The following is an 18,133-nucleotide window of genomic DNA, read 5'->3' on the forward strand; positions in this document are numbered from 1 at the left end:
TAAACGCTTACATATAATGTTAATATAAGGGTAACCGCTTAACTATATTACCAGTATAATTTAAGATAAGTTTATAGTCAAACAATTTTGTCACTTTCGGATAAAGCGCTTCATTAAAATAGGTAAAACAGATGTCAAATTCATCCGTCTTACCTATTTTTACAATTCTTTCGTTGATTTTCTTTTAACAAGATCCGGAACCAATGTAATACGTACTTCATCATCTCTCTCCCCTTTAAAAATAGAGATGATTAAATCCATTACTTCCCTTCCCATTCTCTGAATTGGTTGTGACATCGTTGTTAATGGCGGATCCACAATCGTTGCAATGTTTGTATTATCGAAGCCAACGATAGAAATATCATCTGGAACATTAAGCCCCGCATCTCTGATAACTTGAATAGCCCCTATTGCAAGTAAATCATTGCACGCAAATATTGCTGTTGGGATATCTCCACTTTCGAGGTATTTTTTGGCACTTATGTTTCCCGCTCTTACAAGACTTTGTTTTTTATCTTCAATGAAGTGAAGGTCCTTCCGTGGTTCAATTTGATATTCCTTTAAAGCATCTTTAAAACCACGTATACGCTCTCTGTTACTATAAACATCTAATGCAATGAACCCGATATTTTTATGACCTAATTGAAGTAAATGATTTGCAGCTTGATAGCCTCCCATATAGTCATCTAATGCAACCGCATTAATAGAGAAATTAGGGTAATCTCTTGCAACAATAACTACTGGAATATCTTCATTCAACAATTCTTGAACTTTTTCCAAGTTTTCAAAACCAGAGGCTAAAATGAAACCGTCTACTCTTTTTTGTTTAAGTAAACTTATGTATTTATTTTCTTTCTCCTCCTGATAATCCGTACTACAAATGACGATATTGTAACTTAATTCGTGGGCTCGATCCTCGATACTTCTTGCTAGTTCAGAGAAGAATGGGTTTGCCAAATCTGGAATAATCAGTCCTATTGTTTTCGTCTGTTTTCCAGTTAAAGCGGATGCAAGTATATTCGGTTCATAATTCAGCTTTTCCATCGCTTCATGTACCCGTCTTCTCGTTTTTTCCCCAATCCTCCCCTTTTTATTAATTACATTAGAAACGGTAGCAATCGAAACGTTTGCTTCTTTTGCTACATCATAAATCGTAACCTTCACTCCTAATCATCCCTTTTCCCACTCTTTTCATGATCCTAATAACATTCTTTACGCAAAAAATGAAACAGTATTCACATATATTATTATACATAGCGAAATATTTTGTCCAATCATTTATGCAGTGAAGGTAGCGAAAAACCCATTATCGAAAGGGTATTTTCAACACAATTAATATCTATGATTGTACTTTTCTTTTTTTGTAGTTGTTCATCGAATTTTTACGCTTGATTTCCTGCCTCCCCCAAATCACAATTAATGCTGTTGTAATAAGACTAACGACCCCTAGAAAATAAAAACCTGATTCTAGTCCGAATGATGAATTAATGATTCCCGTCACGAATGGTCCAACAAATATTCCAATCGCATAAATAGATTGGTAGGCTCCCATTGCGGTAGCTCTTTTCTCCTGAGAGATTGATTGAATAGACATACTTAGTAATAATGGGAATACAAGCCCTAATGCAAATCCTGCAAATGCTTGAATCAGCAGAAATAGAATTTTGTTATGTGCAAAAGGCATCATAAAGGTAAATATCGCCGTTAGAAAAAATGCTGCCTTAAGTGCTGGCCATTCTCCTATACGCGGAACCAAAACATTCCCCATAAACAATGTTGCAAAAGCATGAGGAATCATAAAAGCAAAAACAATCCACGTAATTTCACTCGGGTTAAATCCTATCTGCAATGCAAAAGTGGACGTGAAACCAAACATCGTGGAAAACATAACACTATGAGCAATGATAGAAAGAAAAGAAACTTTAAGAAGATTAGGTTCCCGGATAACAGTTGCTAGTTCCTTTAATTGAATCGGTTGGGATACCTCTTTATCTTTTGGCTCATAAATGAAAAAGGATAGAATGAGTCCAATAATACTGAAGATAGTTCCAATCCAAAAAGGCGATTTCCATCCCCACATCTCTACCATATATCCACTGAAGCTCATACCAAGAAATTGTGCTAGCACAACGACGAATGAAATACTTCCCATTGCAACATGTACCTTATCTTTAGAAAAATAGATTGGGTACAACACAGTAAATGCAACCCAAGAAGCAGCTGCAAGACCGGCAAATGAACGGGCAAGTAATAACCATCCCGCACCATCCATCGTGATGAAAATCAAACAACTAATTAAACTCATCACCATCCCCGCAATAATGAATGGTTTTCTCAATTTCATCATGTCTGATCTTATACCAATTGGCAAACGAAATAATAGTTGCGTAATTCCATAACTACCTAAAACAATTCCGATAAACGTATATGGTGTCCCTATCTCTTCCATGTAGGGAGAAAGAATCGGAACATAAAGGAAATGAGGGAACCACAACAGAAAAGAAACAACAATAAAAAGCGCTTTATTTCGTGACATAGCTTTTGACATATGTAACCCCTTCCAGCTTCTAGTATTAATAAAGCCGAGTAATTACCTCAGCTTCATTTGTTATTTTACAATTCACCTGTAAGGAACTGAGCCTCGCCAAACCCGAAGCTCCAGTCTGCAGCGCCATTCGTCATAATATTAATCATGATATCGTTTGGTTTCATACCACATCTTTCTCCTAGTTCCTTCACAAGCATATTATAAAAATCTTTCTTCTGTTTGTCACTTCTTTGTGTACTTCTCATTGAAATAACAACAACCTTATCACTTCTTTCAAAACCTAAACCAGTATCTTGAATAATCATTTCGTTTGGACGATGCTGACTAACAATTTGATAACGATCCCCTAACGGAACACCAAAAGCTTTCACGACCACATCATGGGTAGCATCTAATAATTCTTTCAATTCTTCATCCGTTCTTCCTTCAATTATATCGAATCTTAATAATGGCATAAATGAAACCTCCAAAAAATTTTTACTTTCCTGTTACCATCAAGCTAATATCATGTTTCTTTAGGAACTCTAAATATGGAATAGCTGGCTGTTTATCTGTTAGAAGATAATCAATCTGTTCTAAACTACAGTAAGTTGTCAATGAATACTTGTCGAACTTATGATGATCTACTAGTAAGAATACCTCGTCACTTTTTTCCACAACACAAGCCTTTAAATAACTTTCGACTGGGAGGGAATTCGTAACGCCATTTTTCAAAGATATACCAGAGGATGCTAGAAATGCTTTATTAATGTTATATCCTTTGATGATTTCTTTGTTATGAATACTTGTTAAAGATTTGGTTTTGCGTTCAAGCATTCCACCAGTAGAAAAAACATTTAAATTCTCAAATGGTAGTGCAGCAATCACAAAATCCATATTATTTGTTATAACAGTGACCTCTTTATGCTTCATAAAATGAAACATTTCCACCGTGGTTGTACCCGAATCAATAAAAATAATATCACCATCTTCCACGTAAGAAGCTGCCTGTTTAGCTATTTGTTGCTTTGCAGACTGATTTTGAATACTTCTATCTTGAAATGGAATAATTGTGGAGCGATTTACGGATACACCGCCATATATCTTACTAAATTCCCCACTTTTCACTAATATGTCCACATCTCTCCGAATCGTGTTCTTCGATACCCCAAACACGCTAACCAATTCATCTAAAGAAACGGTCACATTCTTTTTAATGTATTCCTTAATCTCATCCAATCTTTCCACTTTCAACACTTCCATTCCCTCCCTTCCACAAAGGTACACTCTTTTATACTTTAGTCACATTATATCACAAAATAACCAAAAGTTAACCATAATTTGAATAAATGGTATAAAAAATTATATTTCCCTCGTAAAACACTTCCAAAAGGCAGAAAGGTAGTACAACATCTAACCCATTTCCGGTTGGCAGGCGTAAATATTAGATACAAAAAAAGTAAGCATTTCTGCTTACTTTTCCGCTATAACAACTTCAATATTATTTTCTTTGGCATAATGAACATATTTCTCAGGTATACTATCAGAGATTAAGTAGTTGATTTCGTTTAATTGACAGTACGTCGTTAATGCTGCTTTATCAAACTTGCTGGAATCCACTAACAAAAAGTTTTCCGCACTTTCCTGAACAACCGTGCTCTTTAATCCACTTTCTAACGGAAGCGAATTCGTAACTCCATTTTTAATGGTAATTCCAGTAGAAGCTATAAAGGCCTTCGTAATATTATAAGAAGTGATTAATTCATCATTCTCAGCACTAGTAAACGAATTTGTTTTACGTTCGAGCATCCCACCAGTAGAGAATACGCTTAAATTATTATACGGAAGCGCCTTAATAATAAAATCAACATTATTTGTAATAATTGTTAATTCCTTTTCTTTTATAAATTCCACCATTTCTACTGTAGTGGTACCCGAATCTATAAAAATGATGTCACCGTCTTGAACGAATTCAGCGGCTGCTTTTGCGATTAACTGCTTTTGCTTATGATTCCGAATTTGCCTATCCACATATGGAACTATTGAAGTAGATTTATCTACGGAAACACCGCCATATACTTTCTTGAAGTCTCCCCCCTCAATCAGATCATTCACATCTCTTCTGATTGTGTTTTTAGATACATTAAATTTTTCAACCAATTCGTCCAAGGAAACACTCCCGCGTTCAACGATATATTCCTGGATCAAATCTAAACGTTTTGTTTTTAACACATACACTCATTCCTTTTTTATAATCGTCATTATCATACACTAATTTTAAACAAGTAACAAAAAAATAAGAAGTTTTATAACCGTGATTGTATATATATAATTTCATTAAGAGAAGAAGTTGGTTAACTCGTGATTCTATTTTAACATTGATACCGCTTACAAACAATACCTTTATATAGTGATTTGTGTATTGATAACTTTTTATATTTTTTCCTTTTTGTTAAAAATAGTTATAAAATGTGCTCCATCAAATATTTGAATCGAGAGTAGTAAGGAGATTTTGAGGGCAGAAACACAGAATTAATTTAAGAATAGTGCTAGATTTTTACACTTATTAAAAAACAGACAATGGTTAGAGGCTTATTACCTCAACTATCGTCTGTTTTTTTGTTTGGGCAAGATCTCTCTAATTTAAATACCCAATCAATTCATTATCTAGTTTCCCATTACTACACAAAAATGTTTTAAAATTCAAGCTAAAATTGGTACCGTCCATTTCACTAACCGTACCATTTGCTTCCTTAACAATTAAAGAACCAGCGGCTATATCCCAAATATTTAAACCAGGTTCCCAGAATGCCTCGAGTCTTCCAGCTGCAACATACGCACAATGTAGTGCAGCAGAACCATATACCCTTATATTTCTACATTCTGATCCTAATTTAAATATTTGATTTAATACAGTCTTTCTGTTTTTTTCAACATCGGAAGGGAATCCAGTAGCTAATATACTTTCCGCCAGAACTTTTCTATTGCTTACATTCATTCTTTCACCATTCATATAAGCTCCTTTGCCTCGCTCAGCGTAAAACATTTCATCATTATCTGGGTTATAAACTACCCCTAAAATAATCTCACCAAAGCTAAGCAATGCAATGGAAATTGAATACCCAGGAAGGCCATGAATAAAGTTATTTGTACCATCAATGGGATCTAATACCCATACAAATTCTTCATTATTTACTATCTCTAGGAATTTTTCATTCGAATTAGCATAAATACTTTCTTCCCCTATAACTTTATGTTCTGGGAATTTTTCTTTTATCTTCTTAGTAATTAAAATTTCTGTTTTTTTATCCCACTCTGTAACCAAATCAAATTCCGATTGTTTTTGTTCAATGTTAAATGGTTCGTTAATCTGTTCTGCTAATTGTTTACCAGCTTTTCTAGCAATTTTAATAGCTATATTAAGTGAATCCAAAGTTACACCCCTTTTCTGCCCTCTTCTAAAAGACTTACACATTCCTCTTCCAAATATAAACGAATAGTATCTCCCTCAAATTTCATCCCATTTTTTACATGTTCATAATCAGAAACCGTAATAAGGAAGCCGTTTATTTCAATTTCATATTCAACAGAATTTCCAAAATAGGTAGCATTTCGAACTATACCATTAAATTTACCCTCATTATCAATTTTCCAAAATTCAGGTCTTACAACACAGTCAACTATCTGACCTTTTTGAATCGAAAAATTAACATTATTGATAACAGTAATTTCCTCATTCAAAATGATTATTCTAATTGTGTTTGCATCACAATCCTTGATAGTAGCTGGAATAAAATTGGCTTTACCCATAAAATCGGCAACAAAATGATTTTTAGGTTTAATATAAATATTCTGCGGCGAATCTGCTTGTTGTAGTTGTCCTTGATTCATAATAACAACCTTATCAGAAATAGCCATTGCTTCCGTTTGATCATGAGTAACATACAGACTCGTAATCCCTAGTCGTTGTTGTATTTTTCTTAATTCATCTCGCATGTATTCTCTTAATTTTGCATCGAGGTTTGAAAGAGGTTCGTCAAATAGCAAAACATTTGGTTCTGTTACTATTGCACGGGCAAGCGCAACACGCTGTTGCTGTCCTCCTGACAATTGAGATGGAGGTCTATCCTTGAGCTTTTCCAAATGCATAATTTCAAGAACAGTGTTTGTCCGTTGAATCATTTCTTTTTTGTTAACCTTTTTAATGTTTAATCCATAAGCAACATTCTCAAAAACCGTTAAATGTGGAAATAAGGCATAGCTCTGAAATACCATCCCAATATTACGCTTGTTAGGTGCTACATTTGAGATATCCTTATCGCCGACTAATATACTTCCTGATGTAGGAAATTCAAACCCTGCCAACATACGTAAAGTTGTCGTTTTTCCACAACCTGAAGGACCTAATAGTGTAACTAATTCCCCTGAATCTATCTTCAAGTTTAATTGGTCTACTGCTACAAAATCTTCTCCACCATCCATAGATGGAAATTTCTTAACTAACTGCTTTAATTCCACCGAAACAGACTTTGTAGCTAATGGTGTTCTTATAGTTGGCTTTGATGTAATCGTAGTTTTCTCCACTTATGATTCCCTCCGTTTCTTAAATCCGCCGTTTACAAAAAACTCCATAATAGAAATAACAAACAATATGATCAAAATTAAGATGATACAGTAAGCTGCAGCAGCCCCCATCCTACTAGATTCTACCTGTGATAGTATGGAAACAGTGATTAAATTCCAACTAACCGAGACTAAGAAGATGATAGCACTTATTGAAGTCATTGATTTAACAAAACCATAAACTAATCCAGAAAAGAGTGCTGGTTTCATTAAAGGTAGTGAAATCTTCCAAAATGTTTTGAAAGAATCAGCACCTAATATGGTAGATGCTTCTTCAATAGAGCGATCTACTTGTCTAAGGCTATTTGTTCCTGCTTCTATACCTACAGTCACATTTCTAGATACAAAGGCTAATATTAAAATGATAGCAGTTCCAGTCAAAAGCAGCGGCTTTTCGTTAAAAGCCAATATATATCCAATACCAACAACCGTCCCGGGCACAGCAAAGGGAATAATTGTAAAAAACTCCATTAACTTCTTTCCAATAAATTGTTTTCGTATTAGAAGATAAGCGATAACCATACCTAGAATTCCAATGACTGGTGTAGAAGCCAATGCTAGAATTAGAGTATCTTTAATGGAATCAAAACCAACCGTAAAGATATATTTGAAATGATCTAAAGTTAAAGAATTATCAACACCCCAAAGTTTTACAAAAGCCCCCCATACTACTGAACCATAGAATAATAGAACAATTCCTGTTATTAATAAACAAAAGGCAAAAAGTGGGTACACAATATATTTTTCGTTAATCTTAATATTACCCTGACTCGGTTTACCAGTTACTGTAACATACGATTTTTTGCTAACCCAATATTTTTGGATAAAATAGGCAGTTAATGCCGGAAGTAAAAGAGCAATTGCAATGAAGGCTCCTGACCTTAAGTCATACATTCCAGTAATTTGTAAATATGCCTCAACAGCTAGTGTCTTATAATCCCCTGCAATTACCATTGGGTTTCCAAAATCCTCAATAGATTTTATAAACACAAGGAGTAATGAACTAAGCACCCCTGGGACAGCTAGTGGAAAAGTAATCGATTTAAAGACCGACCACCTTGATGCACCTAAATTTAATGCAGCGTCTTCTACGGATGGGTCAATCGATTCCAACACACCACGTAAATTTAAATAAGCAAGTGGGAAGAATGCCAATATTTGTATAAGTACTAAACTTGTAAAACCATAAACATTTGTATTTTCAAGCCCTAACAAACCATTTGAAATAATCCCATTTCGACCAAAAAGTAAGATTACTGAAAGGGCTATTACAAATGGAGGTGAAATAATCGGTAGCAGTGCGATAAGGTGAAAAAACTTCTTCCCTTTCATCGTTGTTCTTGTTACAGCAAAGGCAAAAATAAAACCCATAATAGTTGCAAATAAGGCTGCAACCATTCCGAGTTTCAGACTATTCCATAATGTATGTAGAAATACACTACTGGTTAGCTGTTCAGATATAATAGTTAAATCTAGACCATCCTCACCTACCATTGTCGCTTTTAAAACTTGCCAAACTGGATATGCTGAAAAAAGCAACAACGAAAGAAAAATTAATATGATTAATATTAGTAAAAAAGGCTCTCTCACTAGTGCTTGTAATTCCTTTTTCTTTACACTAAGTTTATCTCCCATCCTTGTCGTTTTTGATTGTTCCAACGTGTTATCCCCCTTGTGTTTTTGTAGTAGGACGATTGAACTCGTCCCACTACATTACAATTTTTACTCAGCCGCATCCTGTCCACGAACTTCTTTATTAAATTTTTCTAATAAACGATCACGATTTTCTCCAGCCCAAACAGCATCATAATCAATAATCTCCAGCTCTGTTAACTTCGTTGCACCTTCTGGGGTAATAGCTTCTGGATTGATTGGCAAACGGAATGATTCAGATTCACTGTATATATCTTGTGCAGCTTTTGTAATAGACCAGTCGATAAATTTCTTTGCGTTTTCCAGTTGATCAGCTGGCGCATTTTTAATTAAGGCAACTGCACCTACCTCATAACCAGTCCCATCTTCTGGGAATGTTAATTCAATAGGATAGCCTTCATGCTTTGGAGCTAAAATATCGTGAGCAAAGGAGATTCCGACTCCTGTTTCACCTAGCCCAGTCTGTTGTGCTGGAGCTGACCCAGACTTAGTATATTGTCTTATATTTTTGTCCAGCTTTTTCAAATAATCGATGGCTTCATCTTCACCAATAAGCTGAACAAGTGTTGCATATATAGAATAGGCTGTCCCTGAAGATGAAGGATGAGCCATTGTTACTTCACCTGCAAACTCAGGTTTTAATAAATCAGACCAACTTTTTGGAGCTTCTAATCCTTCTTTCTTTAACCAATCCTGGTTAGTTGCAAATCCCAGTGCTCCAACATAAATCGGGGTCCAATGTTCTTCCTTATCCAAAAATTGCTCCGGTAATTGATCAATACCTTCTGGTTGATAAGCTTCAATTAATCCTTCATTTACTGCAGCTACAAAAGTGTCGGATGGACCACCATACCACACGGAGGCTTGTGGATTCGACTTCTCCGCTTGAAGTCTTGCAAGTGTTTCACCCGCAGACAATCTAACAAACTGAACATCAATTCCTGTTTCTTTTTCAAATTCTTGAATATAAGTTACTGCCTCCTGCTCAGGGAAGGCAGTATATATAGACAATTTATTTGACTTACTGCTTTCCCCTTCAGAACTTGTTAATTTTTCAGATCCGCAAGCAGTTAGTAACATACCTACCAAAAATACAAAAGATAAAAGAATTAATTTTTTACCTTTCAATTAAAACCCTCCTATTCTCATTTTTTAATTTATAATAGCTAGATTTTATATTGGTTTTAAGTTAAAAATTCTTCCTCCTTTTCTGAAAAGATATGGTTATATATTACATCTGCAATTGCATTGTTTTCATGATGTGCTCCCATAATGAAATTTGATTGTTTCATACTACTATGGCAATTTTCTACAATGAATCCCTTATGTGCTGTTTCCAACATGGAAATGTCATTTAAGTTGTCCCCAATACAAATAGTTTTAAGCTTACCTTTGTAATTTAGATATTCTTGTAATTGCAATAAGGCAGATCCCTTAGAAGCCGTCTTGGGCAAAATTTCAAGATAATTATTTTCAGAATATACCAGATTACACGTGAAATCATATAAGTGGATCACTTCTTCACACCGGCTTAGAGTTTCGGTATTAGGAGATATTAAAAGAACTTTTGTAATTGGCTCATTAAAAATTTCATCGGTAATGATTTCACATAAAACTTGATCTTTCTCCTCGTATTCTTGGATGATTGTATTCCTCTCTATCGTGTAAACGTTGCCCATTTGGTAGACTAATAAACCCAAATCTACTTTAGTTGCTAATGTTTGAAAAGCTTCTATCAACTTTACATACCCCTCAAGGAATTTTCCTTCTAGAACTCTAGTAGACTTTGGGTCATATATTACAGCACCGTTATACAGTATTACTGGTATATCTATATTTAATAAATCTATAAATGGTTGAACGGATTTCTCCATTCTACCAGTAGCAATTGTAAACTTTCCACCAAGTTTTTTAAACTTGGTGATTGCCTCTAAATTTTCTTTACTAATTTTTTGCTTGGAGTCTAACAAGGTTCCATCTAAATCTGACACAAGCAATATATTCTCAAACCTTTTTATCTTCATCCCTCCTAACATGTTTGTCTTCTAATTAATTCTGCATGTAATAGTATTGATTTTCCCTTTTCCGAATTATCCATCATCTTTAATAACTTTTCGGCAGCCATTTTTCCCATCATTTCTCTTGGTTGGGCCATTGTCGTCATTTGAATCCAATATAATTCTGATAGTTCCAGATTATCGAATCCAATAACAGATACTTCATTAGGTACATCTATATTATTTTTAGATAGCCACTCCAATGCTCCAATGCCGAGTAAATCGTTACTAGCAAATAATGCTGTCATATTTTTATTTTTTTTATATAACTTTTCCATTGCTAGTTTGCCTGACTCTATCGTTCTACCTGCAATTACTATCTGATTATCATTAGGGTAGATCCCGTGCTTATGCATCGTTTCCATAAAACCCCTGAGTCTTTCATTACTAATAAACGAATCTTCTGTCATACCCATAAAGCAAATATTACGATGACCCTTAGACAAGAGGTGCTCAACTGCTTTGCATGCTCCTTCATAATGATCTACATCAATATACGGAATATTTAGACCATTTGGGGTTCTTCTTCTTAAAAATAATGCTGGTACCTTTAGATTTCTTAACATTGATATAATATCTTCGTCTAAATTATCAGGTGTAAGGAGAATACCATCCATCTTTCTATCAAAAACACTCTCAATAAACTTTTTCTCTTTAGCCTTATTTCTTGAAGTATTTCCATATACAACTTGATATCCTTGAGCAGATAAAACTTCCTCTATACCCAAAGCGACATTTGAAAAAAAAGGATCAGCAATGTCTGGAACCATTAACCCAACAGTATAGGTCTTATTTTGAATCAGACTACGTGCAATAGTATTGGGTCTATATTTCATTTCCCCAACAGCTTTAAGGACCTTTTCCTTCGTCATCTCATTTATATCACTGTGATTATTAAGTGCTCTAGATACAGTTGAAACAGAAATATTTAAATGTTTAGCAATGTCCTTAATTGTTACTATTTATGATACCTCCTTTTCGGGAACGTTACCGGTAACGTTTACATTTATTTTATTCCTAAATAATTCAGAAGTCAATAAATTTTTTGGTAATTCTGAATAATAATTTAAACAAAATAGACAATAAATGAAGGATTATTCCCTCAACTATTGTCTATTTTTGTAAATAATGTGTTTTTCAGCTAACAATATAGTTTTAAGTCTTTGCAAAAATGACCGCCTAATACAATTACTTAATTATAAATATTTAGTAAAGAAATAGTCTCCAATCTACACTAGATCGGAACTTTTATTTTAGTACCTTTTAGCAACTTAATTATTCAATAACTTCCACCTTCCCATCCTTCCCTACCAAAACTTTATCAGCCATGTTTACAAACAATCCTGTCTCCACAACACCGACAATTCCAATAAGTTCGTTATGTAATTTTTCTGGTTCAGTAATCTTTTGAAAATTACAATCTAATATGTAGTTTCCATTATCAGAAATAAATACTTCACCATCTTTTTCTCTTAATACCGGTTCACAACCAAATTTAGCGATTTTACTAGCTGTTACTTCCCAACCAAAAGGTACCACTTCAATTGGTAGTTTGAATGCACCTAGATGATTCACAATTTTAGAACCATCAACAATGACATAGAATTCTTTAGCCGCTGCCGCTACTACTTTTTCACGGAATAACGCACCACCGCCACCTTTAATCAATTGTAAATTAGGGTCTACTTCATCTGCTCCATCAATGGCAATATCAAGCTCTTGAACTTTTGAAAAGTCGGTAAGTGGAACTCCAAATTCCTTTGCCCATTCCGCTGTTTTATTTGCTGAAGGGACTCCTACTATATTGATACCTTCTTCTTTTATACGTTCACCTAATTTTTTCACAGCATAATACATCGTTGAACCATATCCTAATCCAACTTTCATTCCATCTTTTATATATTTAGCCGCTTCTTCGCCAACTAATTGTTTTATTTCATCGACTTGGCTCATTTCCAAAATCCTTCCTTTCCTGTGTAAACCTTTCCTAAACTCATTATAAACGAAAAACGACAAACTTACTTATTAAATTACAATTATTTAATTGTTTTTCGTTTGTTTCCCACTCGTTTTCTATTATACTAGTATATAGTAATACTATTAATTACTTTATTCGGAGGGAGTTTGACAATGTCAAATAATGTAGAACAGCTAGCAGTAAATACTATTCGTACTCTTGCAATTGATGCGATTGAAAAAGCTAATTCTGGTCACCCTGGTTTACCAATGGGGGCAGCACCAATGGCATATACACTTTGGACTGATTTCATGAATCACAATCCAAAACATTCTAAATGGTTCAACCGTGACCGTTTTGTACTTTCAGCAGGCCATGGTTCCATGCTTTTATATAGTTTACTTCATTTATCAGGTTATGATGTATCCATGGATGATTTAAAATCATTCCGTCAGTGGGATTCTAAAACTCCTGGACATCCAGAAGTAAACCATACAGATGGTGTAGAAGCTACAACTGGTCCACTTGGCCAAGGTATTGCAATGGCAGTTGGGATGGCGATGGCAGAGAGTCATTTAGCTGCTAAATATAATAAAGAGAATTTAAATGTAGTAGACCACTACACGTACTCTCTTGTTGGTGACGGAGACCTAATGGAAGGTATCTCTCATGAAGCAGCTTCTCTAGCTGGTCACTTAGGCTTAGGAAAATTAATCGTTCTTTACGATTCGAATGATATTTCCTTAGATGGAGATTTAAATAAATCTTATTCTGACAATGCACAAGAACGTTTCAAAGCATATGGTTGGCAAGTTCTTTATGTAGAAGATGGAAATAACCTAGATGAAATCAGAAACGCAATCAAAGCAGCTCAAAACAATACAGAACAACCAACGTTTATTGAAATTAAAACAGTAATTGGTTACGGATCACCTAATAAATCCGCTAAATCTGATGCTCACGGTGCTCCGCTTGGTACAGATGAAGTGAAATTGACAAAGGAATTCTATAACTGGGAACATGAAGCTTTCCATGTACCGGAAGAAGTTTATGCTGATTTTTACGAAAAAGTTGTTAAAGACGGTGCGGAAAAAGAAGCACAATGGAATGAGCTATTTAATCAATATAAAGAAAAATACCCTGAACTTGCTAAAGAATTAGAAACAGCAATTAACAACAAACTTCCTGAGGGTTGGGAAAAAGCATTACCTCAATTCACTCCTGGTGAAGATACATTAGCAACTAGAGCATCTTCTGGTAAAGTGTTAAACGCTATTGCAGATGCTGTACCTAACTTCTTCGGAGGAAGTGCGGATTTAGCTGGTTCAAACAAAACCATGATGAATAAAGAAGAAGACTATTCAAGAGAAAATTACGCTGGACGTAACATTTGGTTTGGTGTTCGTGAACATGCGATGGGTGCTGCACTAAATGGTATGGCACTTCATGGTGGATTAAAAGTTTATGGTGGTACATTCTTCGTATTTAATGACTACCTACGTCCATCCATTCGTCTAGCATCCATTATGAATCAACCAGTTACTTATGTATTAACTCATGATTCTATCGCTGTTGGAGAAGATGGCCCAACTCATGAACCAGTTGAACATTTAGCAGCATTACGTGCTATGCCTGGTCTTTCTATCATCCGTCCAGCAGATGCAAATGAAACTTCTGCAGCATGGAGATTAGCAGTAGAATCTACAGACACACCAACTGCACTTGTTCTAACTCGCCAAAACCTTCCAACATTAGAAGGTACTGGTTATGAAGGAGTACAAAAAGGCGGTTACGTACTAGTTGATTCTGAAAAAGAAACTCCAGATGCGATTCTTTTAGCAACAGGTTCTGAAGTACAATTAGCTGTAAAAGCTCAAGCTGAATTGAAAGTTAAAGGAATCGATGCACGTGTCGTAAGTATGCCATCATGGGATCGTTTTGAAGCACAAGACGAAGCATACAAAAAGGCTGTGCTACCATCAGAAGTTAGAGCCCGTGTAGCTATTGAAATGGGTGCAACACTTGGATGGGAACGTTATGTAGGCCTAGATGGTAAAGTACTAGGAATCAATCGCTTCGGAGCATCCGCACCAGGAGACAAAGTTATTGAAGAATATGGATTTACAGTTGAAAATGTAGTGAAAACTGTGGAAGAAGTATTAGCTTAAAATATATCAAAGAAATGCGGAACCTTATTAGAGGCTCCGCATTTTTTTATAGTTTAAATCGCGTATAGACTATATATTTTAACAAAACAAGAAAAGGGTAGCAAAATTTCTAGCTACCCTATAACCGCTTTAGAGGAGGTAATAGTCTTTAGTCAAAAGACGTGAGGAAAGTTTTTTAAAAAGGTTTCTTCTATTAGAAAATACTTAGTAATACCAAGCTGCGCCAACGATGATTAGAAGGATAAACAGTACAACGATTAATGCAAAGCTGCTTCCTCCACCATATCCGCCACCGTATCCATAACCATCGTAACAACTATATCCACATCTACCAAATCCGAATCCCATAATAACACTCCTTACATAATTTTCTTAATAATAACCATATCCAACGTATGCAGAACCCACAATAATTAACAAAATGAACAATACGACGATCAAAGCAAAACCATCACCGTATCCTCTTCCATCACTCATTACATTACACCTCCTTAAGCCTTATATAGTCACTATATGCTAGCAGAATTCATGTCGACATGGATAAAATCCTAGTTTTTGGGTTTTTTTTCGAGCTTGACAGAACATCCCTTATTTTAATGTGTATTCGGATGATCGACTAGAATTAAAATTCGCTTGTATAAATTAGATTAAAAGTTCAATTCAATAGCTTTCTTTATTCAACTTGGCGTAAGATTTGAAGAAACATGATTAAAAGGGACTGATATAAGCACATCTGATTTTGATTCTTTAACTGTTTCAATAGTGAAGTTAAGAGGATACAAAGTATCAACGTCTCAAGCGATACAACTGTTATAAGCGCTAAAGTGTGAAAAACAGAGGATTCAAAAGTAATCTTAACTACGTGGAACACATCAGCAAAACTGATAGTGAGGAATCTATCCCACCTAAACCTTCTTGGGAAACAAAGAAGGTAGGTGGGAGATCAACTTCCTTAAAGGTCCGATAAATGCTTCCTAGTTCATTAAAAACGATATGCCCATTACGCTCGCATAAATGAAATATCACCACGGCAAATGGTGTATTGTATATTCAACGCATCATCAACAAGTAAAATATCGGCATCTTTTCCTTCTTTGATACTTCCCTTTCGATCATATATACCGATTTGTTTTGCAGGATTGACGGAAGCCATTTGTACAACATCACCTAGCGTTACACCGTCCAATCCGAGCATCATTTGCGCTCCTTTATCCATTTTTAAAATACTACCAGCAAGTGTACCATCCTCTAATACCGCACGATCTTCAGTAACTTTTACAGGTTGTCCACCAAGCTCATAATCACCCGCTGGTAAACCTTTTGCACGCATCGCATCCGTAATTAAAATGAGCCGCTCACTACCGATATTATTATAAATCAGTTGTAGCATTTCTTTTACGACATGTACGCCATCAGAAATTAATTCCGCACGTAGATTATCCAATTGGAATGCCGCACCAACCGCTCCGATGTCTCGATGATGAATCCCGTTCATCGCATTACATAAATGAGTTAATTGGCTAACCCCCTCTCCAACTGCCTTTTTAATACCATCAAATCCAACATCTGTGTGTCCAGCAGATACGTTAATACCATTTTTATTTAAATACCCAATAAATGTACCGTCCACATCATGCTCTGGTGCCATGGTAATCGTTCGAATGTTGTTCCCTGAAAGCTCCTGCCATTTTAAAAATTGATTCAAATTGGGCTCCATAATATATTCAATAGGTTGTGCACCAGCTTTCGACTTTTCAACAAATGGTCCTTCCAAGTGGACACCAATCATTTCTGCGTGTTTGGCTTTATTTTTATAGTTTGCAACGTTCTTTAAAGCTTTATCAATATTTTCCGGAGACTGGGTGATGGTTGTTGCTAGAAAACTTGTTGTCCCTTCTTTCGGTAGCAAGTATGCCATCGCATCCAACGCTTCTTCTGTAGCATCCATTGTATCGGCACCGTTCGCACCATGTATGTGACCATCGATGAACCCTGGAATGGCGGTTAAATTGGCACCGTTTAATATTTCTACATTTTCAGGTAGACGATTCGGTTGCTCATTTTCCCCAAAAATTCTTTTAATCTGATCGTTTTCTATTAAAATTCCCCCATTAGACACTTCTTTGTTCTCCAAGATAATATGGGTGTTTTTAATATATATGGATGTATTCATAATTCACTATTCCTTTCACATTTAAGATGTTATTCATATAGTTGTCTAGTCATTAATATATTTGTGTACACACAATCATTATTTTGATAAAATAATAGAAAACCGTAGTACCCACGCTGGAAAAAATAGATGTTGAATATTTACTCGCTGACAGCTGTGGCGCTGAAAACGGACAATGAAAGGGAATACACATGATTGACAAAAATTCTCCTATCCCTATTTATTATCAACTAGAAGAAGAGATAAAACGCATGATTCAAGATCAGTTGAAACCTGGTGATTTATTGCCTTCCGAACGTGAATATGCAGAAAAATATGACATAAGCAGAATGACCGTACGCCAAGCAATTACAAACCTTGTAAAAGAAGGGTTGATTTATCGTCAAAAAGGCCGAGGTACCTTTGTTGCAGAAAGAAAATTTGAACAGGACCTATCCGGACTGTCTAGCTTTAGTGAGGACATGAAGAACCGTGGATTGATTCCTTCTAATAAACTACTTAGTTTTCATGTCATTTCAGGTCATACTTGGATAAGTTCTATACTAAAAACTGAACCAACCGATGAGATCTATGAAGTCAAACGAATCCGAATGGCTAACGACGAACCACTTGCTTTAGAAACTATTTATACACCGAAACATTTAGTTGGTGAAATCAGTGACAAGGACCTTTTTATGTCATTCTACGATTACATTGAAAAAAAATTAAATTTAGAAATTGCTTATGGGAATCAAACGATTGAAGCATCCCTAGCTCACGAAGAAGAAACCCAGTATTTAAATATCAAAAAGGGAGATCCTGTTCTCGTCATGCACCGGACAAGCTTCTTGAAAAACGACCAAGAAACACCAATTGAATATGTCAAATCCATTTACCGCTCCGATAAATATAAATTCAAAATGCAAATGAAACGGGATTAACAGCGCTGTTTGTTGATCCTGTTATTTCCCAAAATTTATTTTAACATTGCTTCGG

At 35.3% G+C, this 18,133-nt stretch carries 16 protein-coding genes and 2 pseudogenes; 3 read left to right on the plus strand and 15 right to left on the minus strand.

The window, feature by feature from the left end:
• Positions 1-159 precede the first annotated feature (159 nt).
• The 12 genes from KM885_RS01075 to rpiA form a co-directional block, all read right to left on the minus strand.
• Positions 160-1,164, minus strand: coding sequence for a LacI family DNA-binding transcriptional regulator (locus KM885_RS01075; protein ID WP_060667784.1), 1,005 nt, complete (start codon positions 1,162-1,164; stop codon positions 160-162).
• Between the two features lie 175 nt (positions 1,165-1,339).
• Positions 1,340-2,548: an MFS transporter gene (locus KM885_RS01080; protein ID WP_216883430.1), complete on the minus strand. Its 1,209-nt coding sequence runs from the start codon at positions 2,546-2,548 to the stop codon at positions 1,340-1,342.
• A gap of 65 nt (positions 2,549-2,613) precedes the next feature.
• Positions 2,614-3,003, minus strand: coding sequence for a tautomerase family protein (locus tag KM885_RS01085; RefSeq protein WP_216883431.1), 390 nt, complete (start codon positions 3,001-3,003; stop codon positions 2,614-2,616).
• Between the two features lie 22 nt (positions 3,004-3,025).
• Positions 3,026-3,784 (minus strand): DeoR/GlpR family DNA-binding transcription regulator, encoded by a 759-nt coding sequence (locus tag KM885_RS01090; RefSeq protein ID WP_216883460.1) that lies wholly within the window; start codon positions 3,782-3,784, stop codon positions 3,026-3,028.
• A 216-nt stretch (positions 3,785-4,000) separates the two neighbouring features.
• On the minus strand, positions 4,001-4,759 hold the full coding sequence (locus tag KM885_RS01095; protein WP_145523182.1) for a DeoR/GlpR family DNA-binding transcription regulator: 759 nt from the start codon (positions 4,757-4,759) through the stop codon (positions 4,001-4,003).
• A gap of 406 nt (positions 4,760-5,165) precedes the next feature.
• Positions 5,166-5,960, minus strand: a complete 795-nt coding sequence (locus KM885_RS01100) for an inositol monophosphatase family protein (RefSeq protein ID WP_168380724.1) — start codon at positions 5,958-5,960, stop codon at positions 5,166-5,168.
• Positions 5,961-5,962: 2 nt separating this feature from the next.
• Positions 5,963-7,111, minus strand: a complete 1,149-nt coding sequence (locus KM885_RS01105) for an ABC transporter ATP-binding protein (RefSeq protein WP_216883432.1) — start codon at positions 7,109-7,111, stop codon at positions 5,963-5,965.
• Entirely contained in the window at positions 7,112-8,809 is a 1,698-nt protein-coding gene (locus KM885_RS01110) for an ABC transporter permease (RefSeq protein WP_225344056.1), read from the minus strand. It lies immediately after the preceding gene.
• Between the two features lie 63 nt (positions 8,810-8,872).
• A complete protein-coding gene (locus KM885_RS01115) occupies positions 8,873-9,931 on the minus strand; it encodes an ABC transporter substrate-binding protein (RefSeq protein WP_216883433.1) in 1,059 nt (352 codons plus the stop codon).
• A gap of 56 nt (positions 9,932-9,987) precedes the next feature.
• Entirely contained in the window at positions 9,988-10,827 is an 840-nt protein-coding gene (locus KM885_RS01120; protein ID WP_168380723.1) for a Cof-type HAD-IIB family hydrolase, read from the minus strand.
• 5 nt (positions 10,828-10,832) lie between these two features.
• A complete protein-coding gene (locus KM885_RS01125; protein WP_338113645.1) occupies positions 10,833-11,822 on the minus strand; it encodes a LacI family DNA-binding transcriptional regulator in 990 nt (329 codons plus the stop codon).
• A 313-nt stretch (positions 11,823-12,135) separates the two neighbouring features.
• Positions 12,136-12,813, minus strand: coding sequence for a ribose 5-phosphate isomerase A (rpiA, locus tag KM885_RS01130; RefSeq protein WP_216883435.1), 678 nt, complete (start codon positions 12,811-12,813; stop codon positions 12,136-12,138).
• 177 nt (positions 12,814-12,990) lie between these two features.
• Between rpiA and tkt the strand changes: the two genes are divergently transcribed.
• A complete protein-coding gene (tkt, locus tag KM885_RS01135) occupies positions 12,991-14,985 on the plus strand; it encodes a transketolase (protein ID WP_216883436.1) in 1,995 nt (664 codons plus the stop codon).
• Positions 14,986-15,189: 204 nt separating this feature from the next.
• Here the strand turns inward: tkt and KM885_RS18220 are convergent.
• A pseudogene (locus KM885_RS18220) lies at positions 15,190-15,276 on the minus strand (YjcZ family sporulation protein); the annotation flags it as partial.
• An 81-nt stretch (positions 15,277-15,357) separates the two neighbouring features.
• Positions 15,358-15,462 (minus strand): YjcZ family sporulation protein, encoded by a 105-nt coding sequence (locus KM885_RS01145; protein ID WP_084824017.1) that lies wholly within the window; start codon positions 15,460-15,462, stop codon positions 15,358-15,360.
• Between the two features lie 231 nt (positions 15,463-15,693).
• Between KM885_RS01145 and KM885_RS17825 the strand changes: the two are divergent.
• A pseudogene (locus tag KM885_RS17825) lies at positions 15,694-15,801 on the plus strand (pentapeptide repeat-containing protein); the annotation flags it as partial.
• Between the two features lie 184 nt (positions 15,802-15,985).
• Here the strand turns inward: KM885_RS17825 and nagA are convergent.
• Complete coding sequence (gene nagA / locus KM885_RS01150) at positions 15,986-17,158, minus strand: N-acetylglucosamine-6-phosphate deacetylase (protein ID WP_216883437.1); 1,173 nt, start codon at positions 17,156-17,158, stop codon at positions 15,986-15,988.
• Positions 17,159-17,349: 191 nt separating this feature from the next.
• Between nagA and KM885_RS01155 the strand changes: the two genes are divergently transcribed.
• Positions 17,350-18,078, plus strand: a complete 729-nt coding sequence (locus KM885_RS01155) for a GntR family transcriptional regulator (protein ID WP_047184142.1) — start codon at positions 17,350-17,352, stop codon at positions 18,076-18,078.
• Positions 18,079-18,133: the final 55 nt, after the last annotated feature.

It is taken from the genome of Oceanobacillus caeni (genome assembly GCF_019037185.1).
Classification (GTDB): domain Bacteria; phylum Bacillota; class Bacilli; order Bacillales; family Amphibacillaceae; genus Oceanobacillus; species Oceanobacillus caeni.

Excerpts from the sequence above, each read along its gene's own strand:
- KM885_RS01080 (WP_216883430.1), bottom strand. The coding sequence starts at position 2,548 with ATGTCAAAAGCTATGTCACGAAATAAAGCGCTTTTTATTGTTGTTTCT.
- rpiA (WP_216883435.1), bottom strand. The coding sequence starts at position 12,813 with ATGAGCCAAGTCGATGAAATAAAACAATTAGTTGGCGAAGAAGCGGCT.
- nagA (WP_216883437.1), bottom strand. The coding sequence starts at position 17,158 with ATGAATACATCCATATATATTAAAAACACCCATATTATCTTGGAGAAC.
- tkt (WP_216883436.1), top strand. The coding sequence starts at position 12,991 with ATGTCAAATAATGTAGAACAGCTAGCAGTAAATACTATTCGTACTCTT.
- KM885_RS01145 (WP_084824017.1), bottom strand. The coding sequence starts at position 15,462 with ATGAGTGATGGAAGAGGATACGGTGATGGTTTTGCTTTGATCGTCGTA.
- KM885_RS01120 (WP_168380723.1), bottom strand. The coding sequence starts at position 10,827 with ATGAAGATAAAAAGGTTTGAGAATATATTGCTTGTGTCAGATTTAGAT.
- KM885_RS01155 (WP_047184142.1), top strand. The coding sequence starts at position 17,350 with ATGATTGACAAAAATTCTCCTATCCCTATTTATTATCAACTAGAAGAA.
- KM885_RS01085 (WP_216883431.1), bottom strand. The coding sequence starts at position 3,003 with ATGCCATTATTAAGATTCGATATAATTGAAGGAAGAACGGATGAAGAA.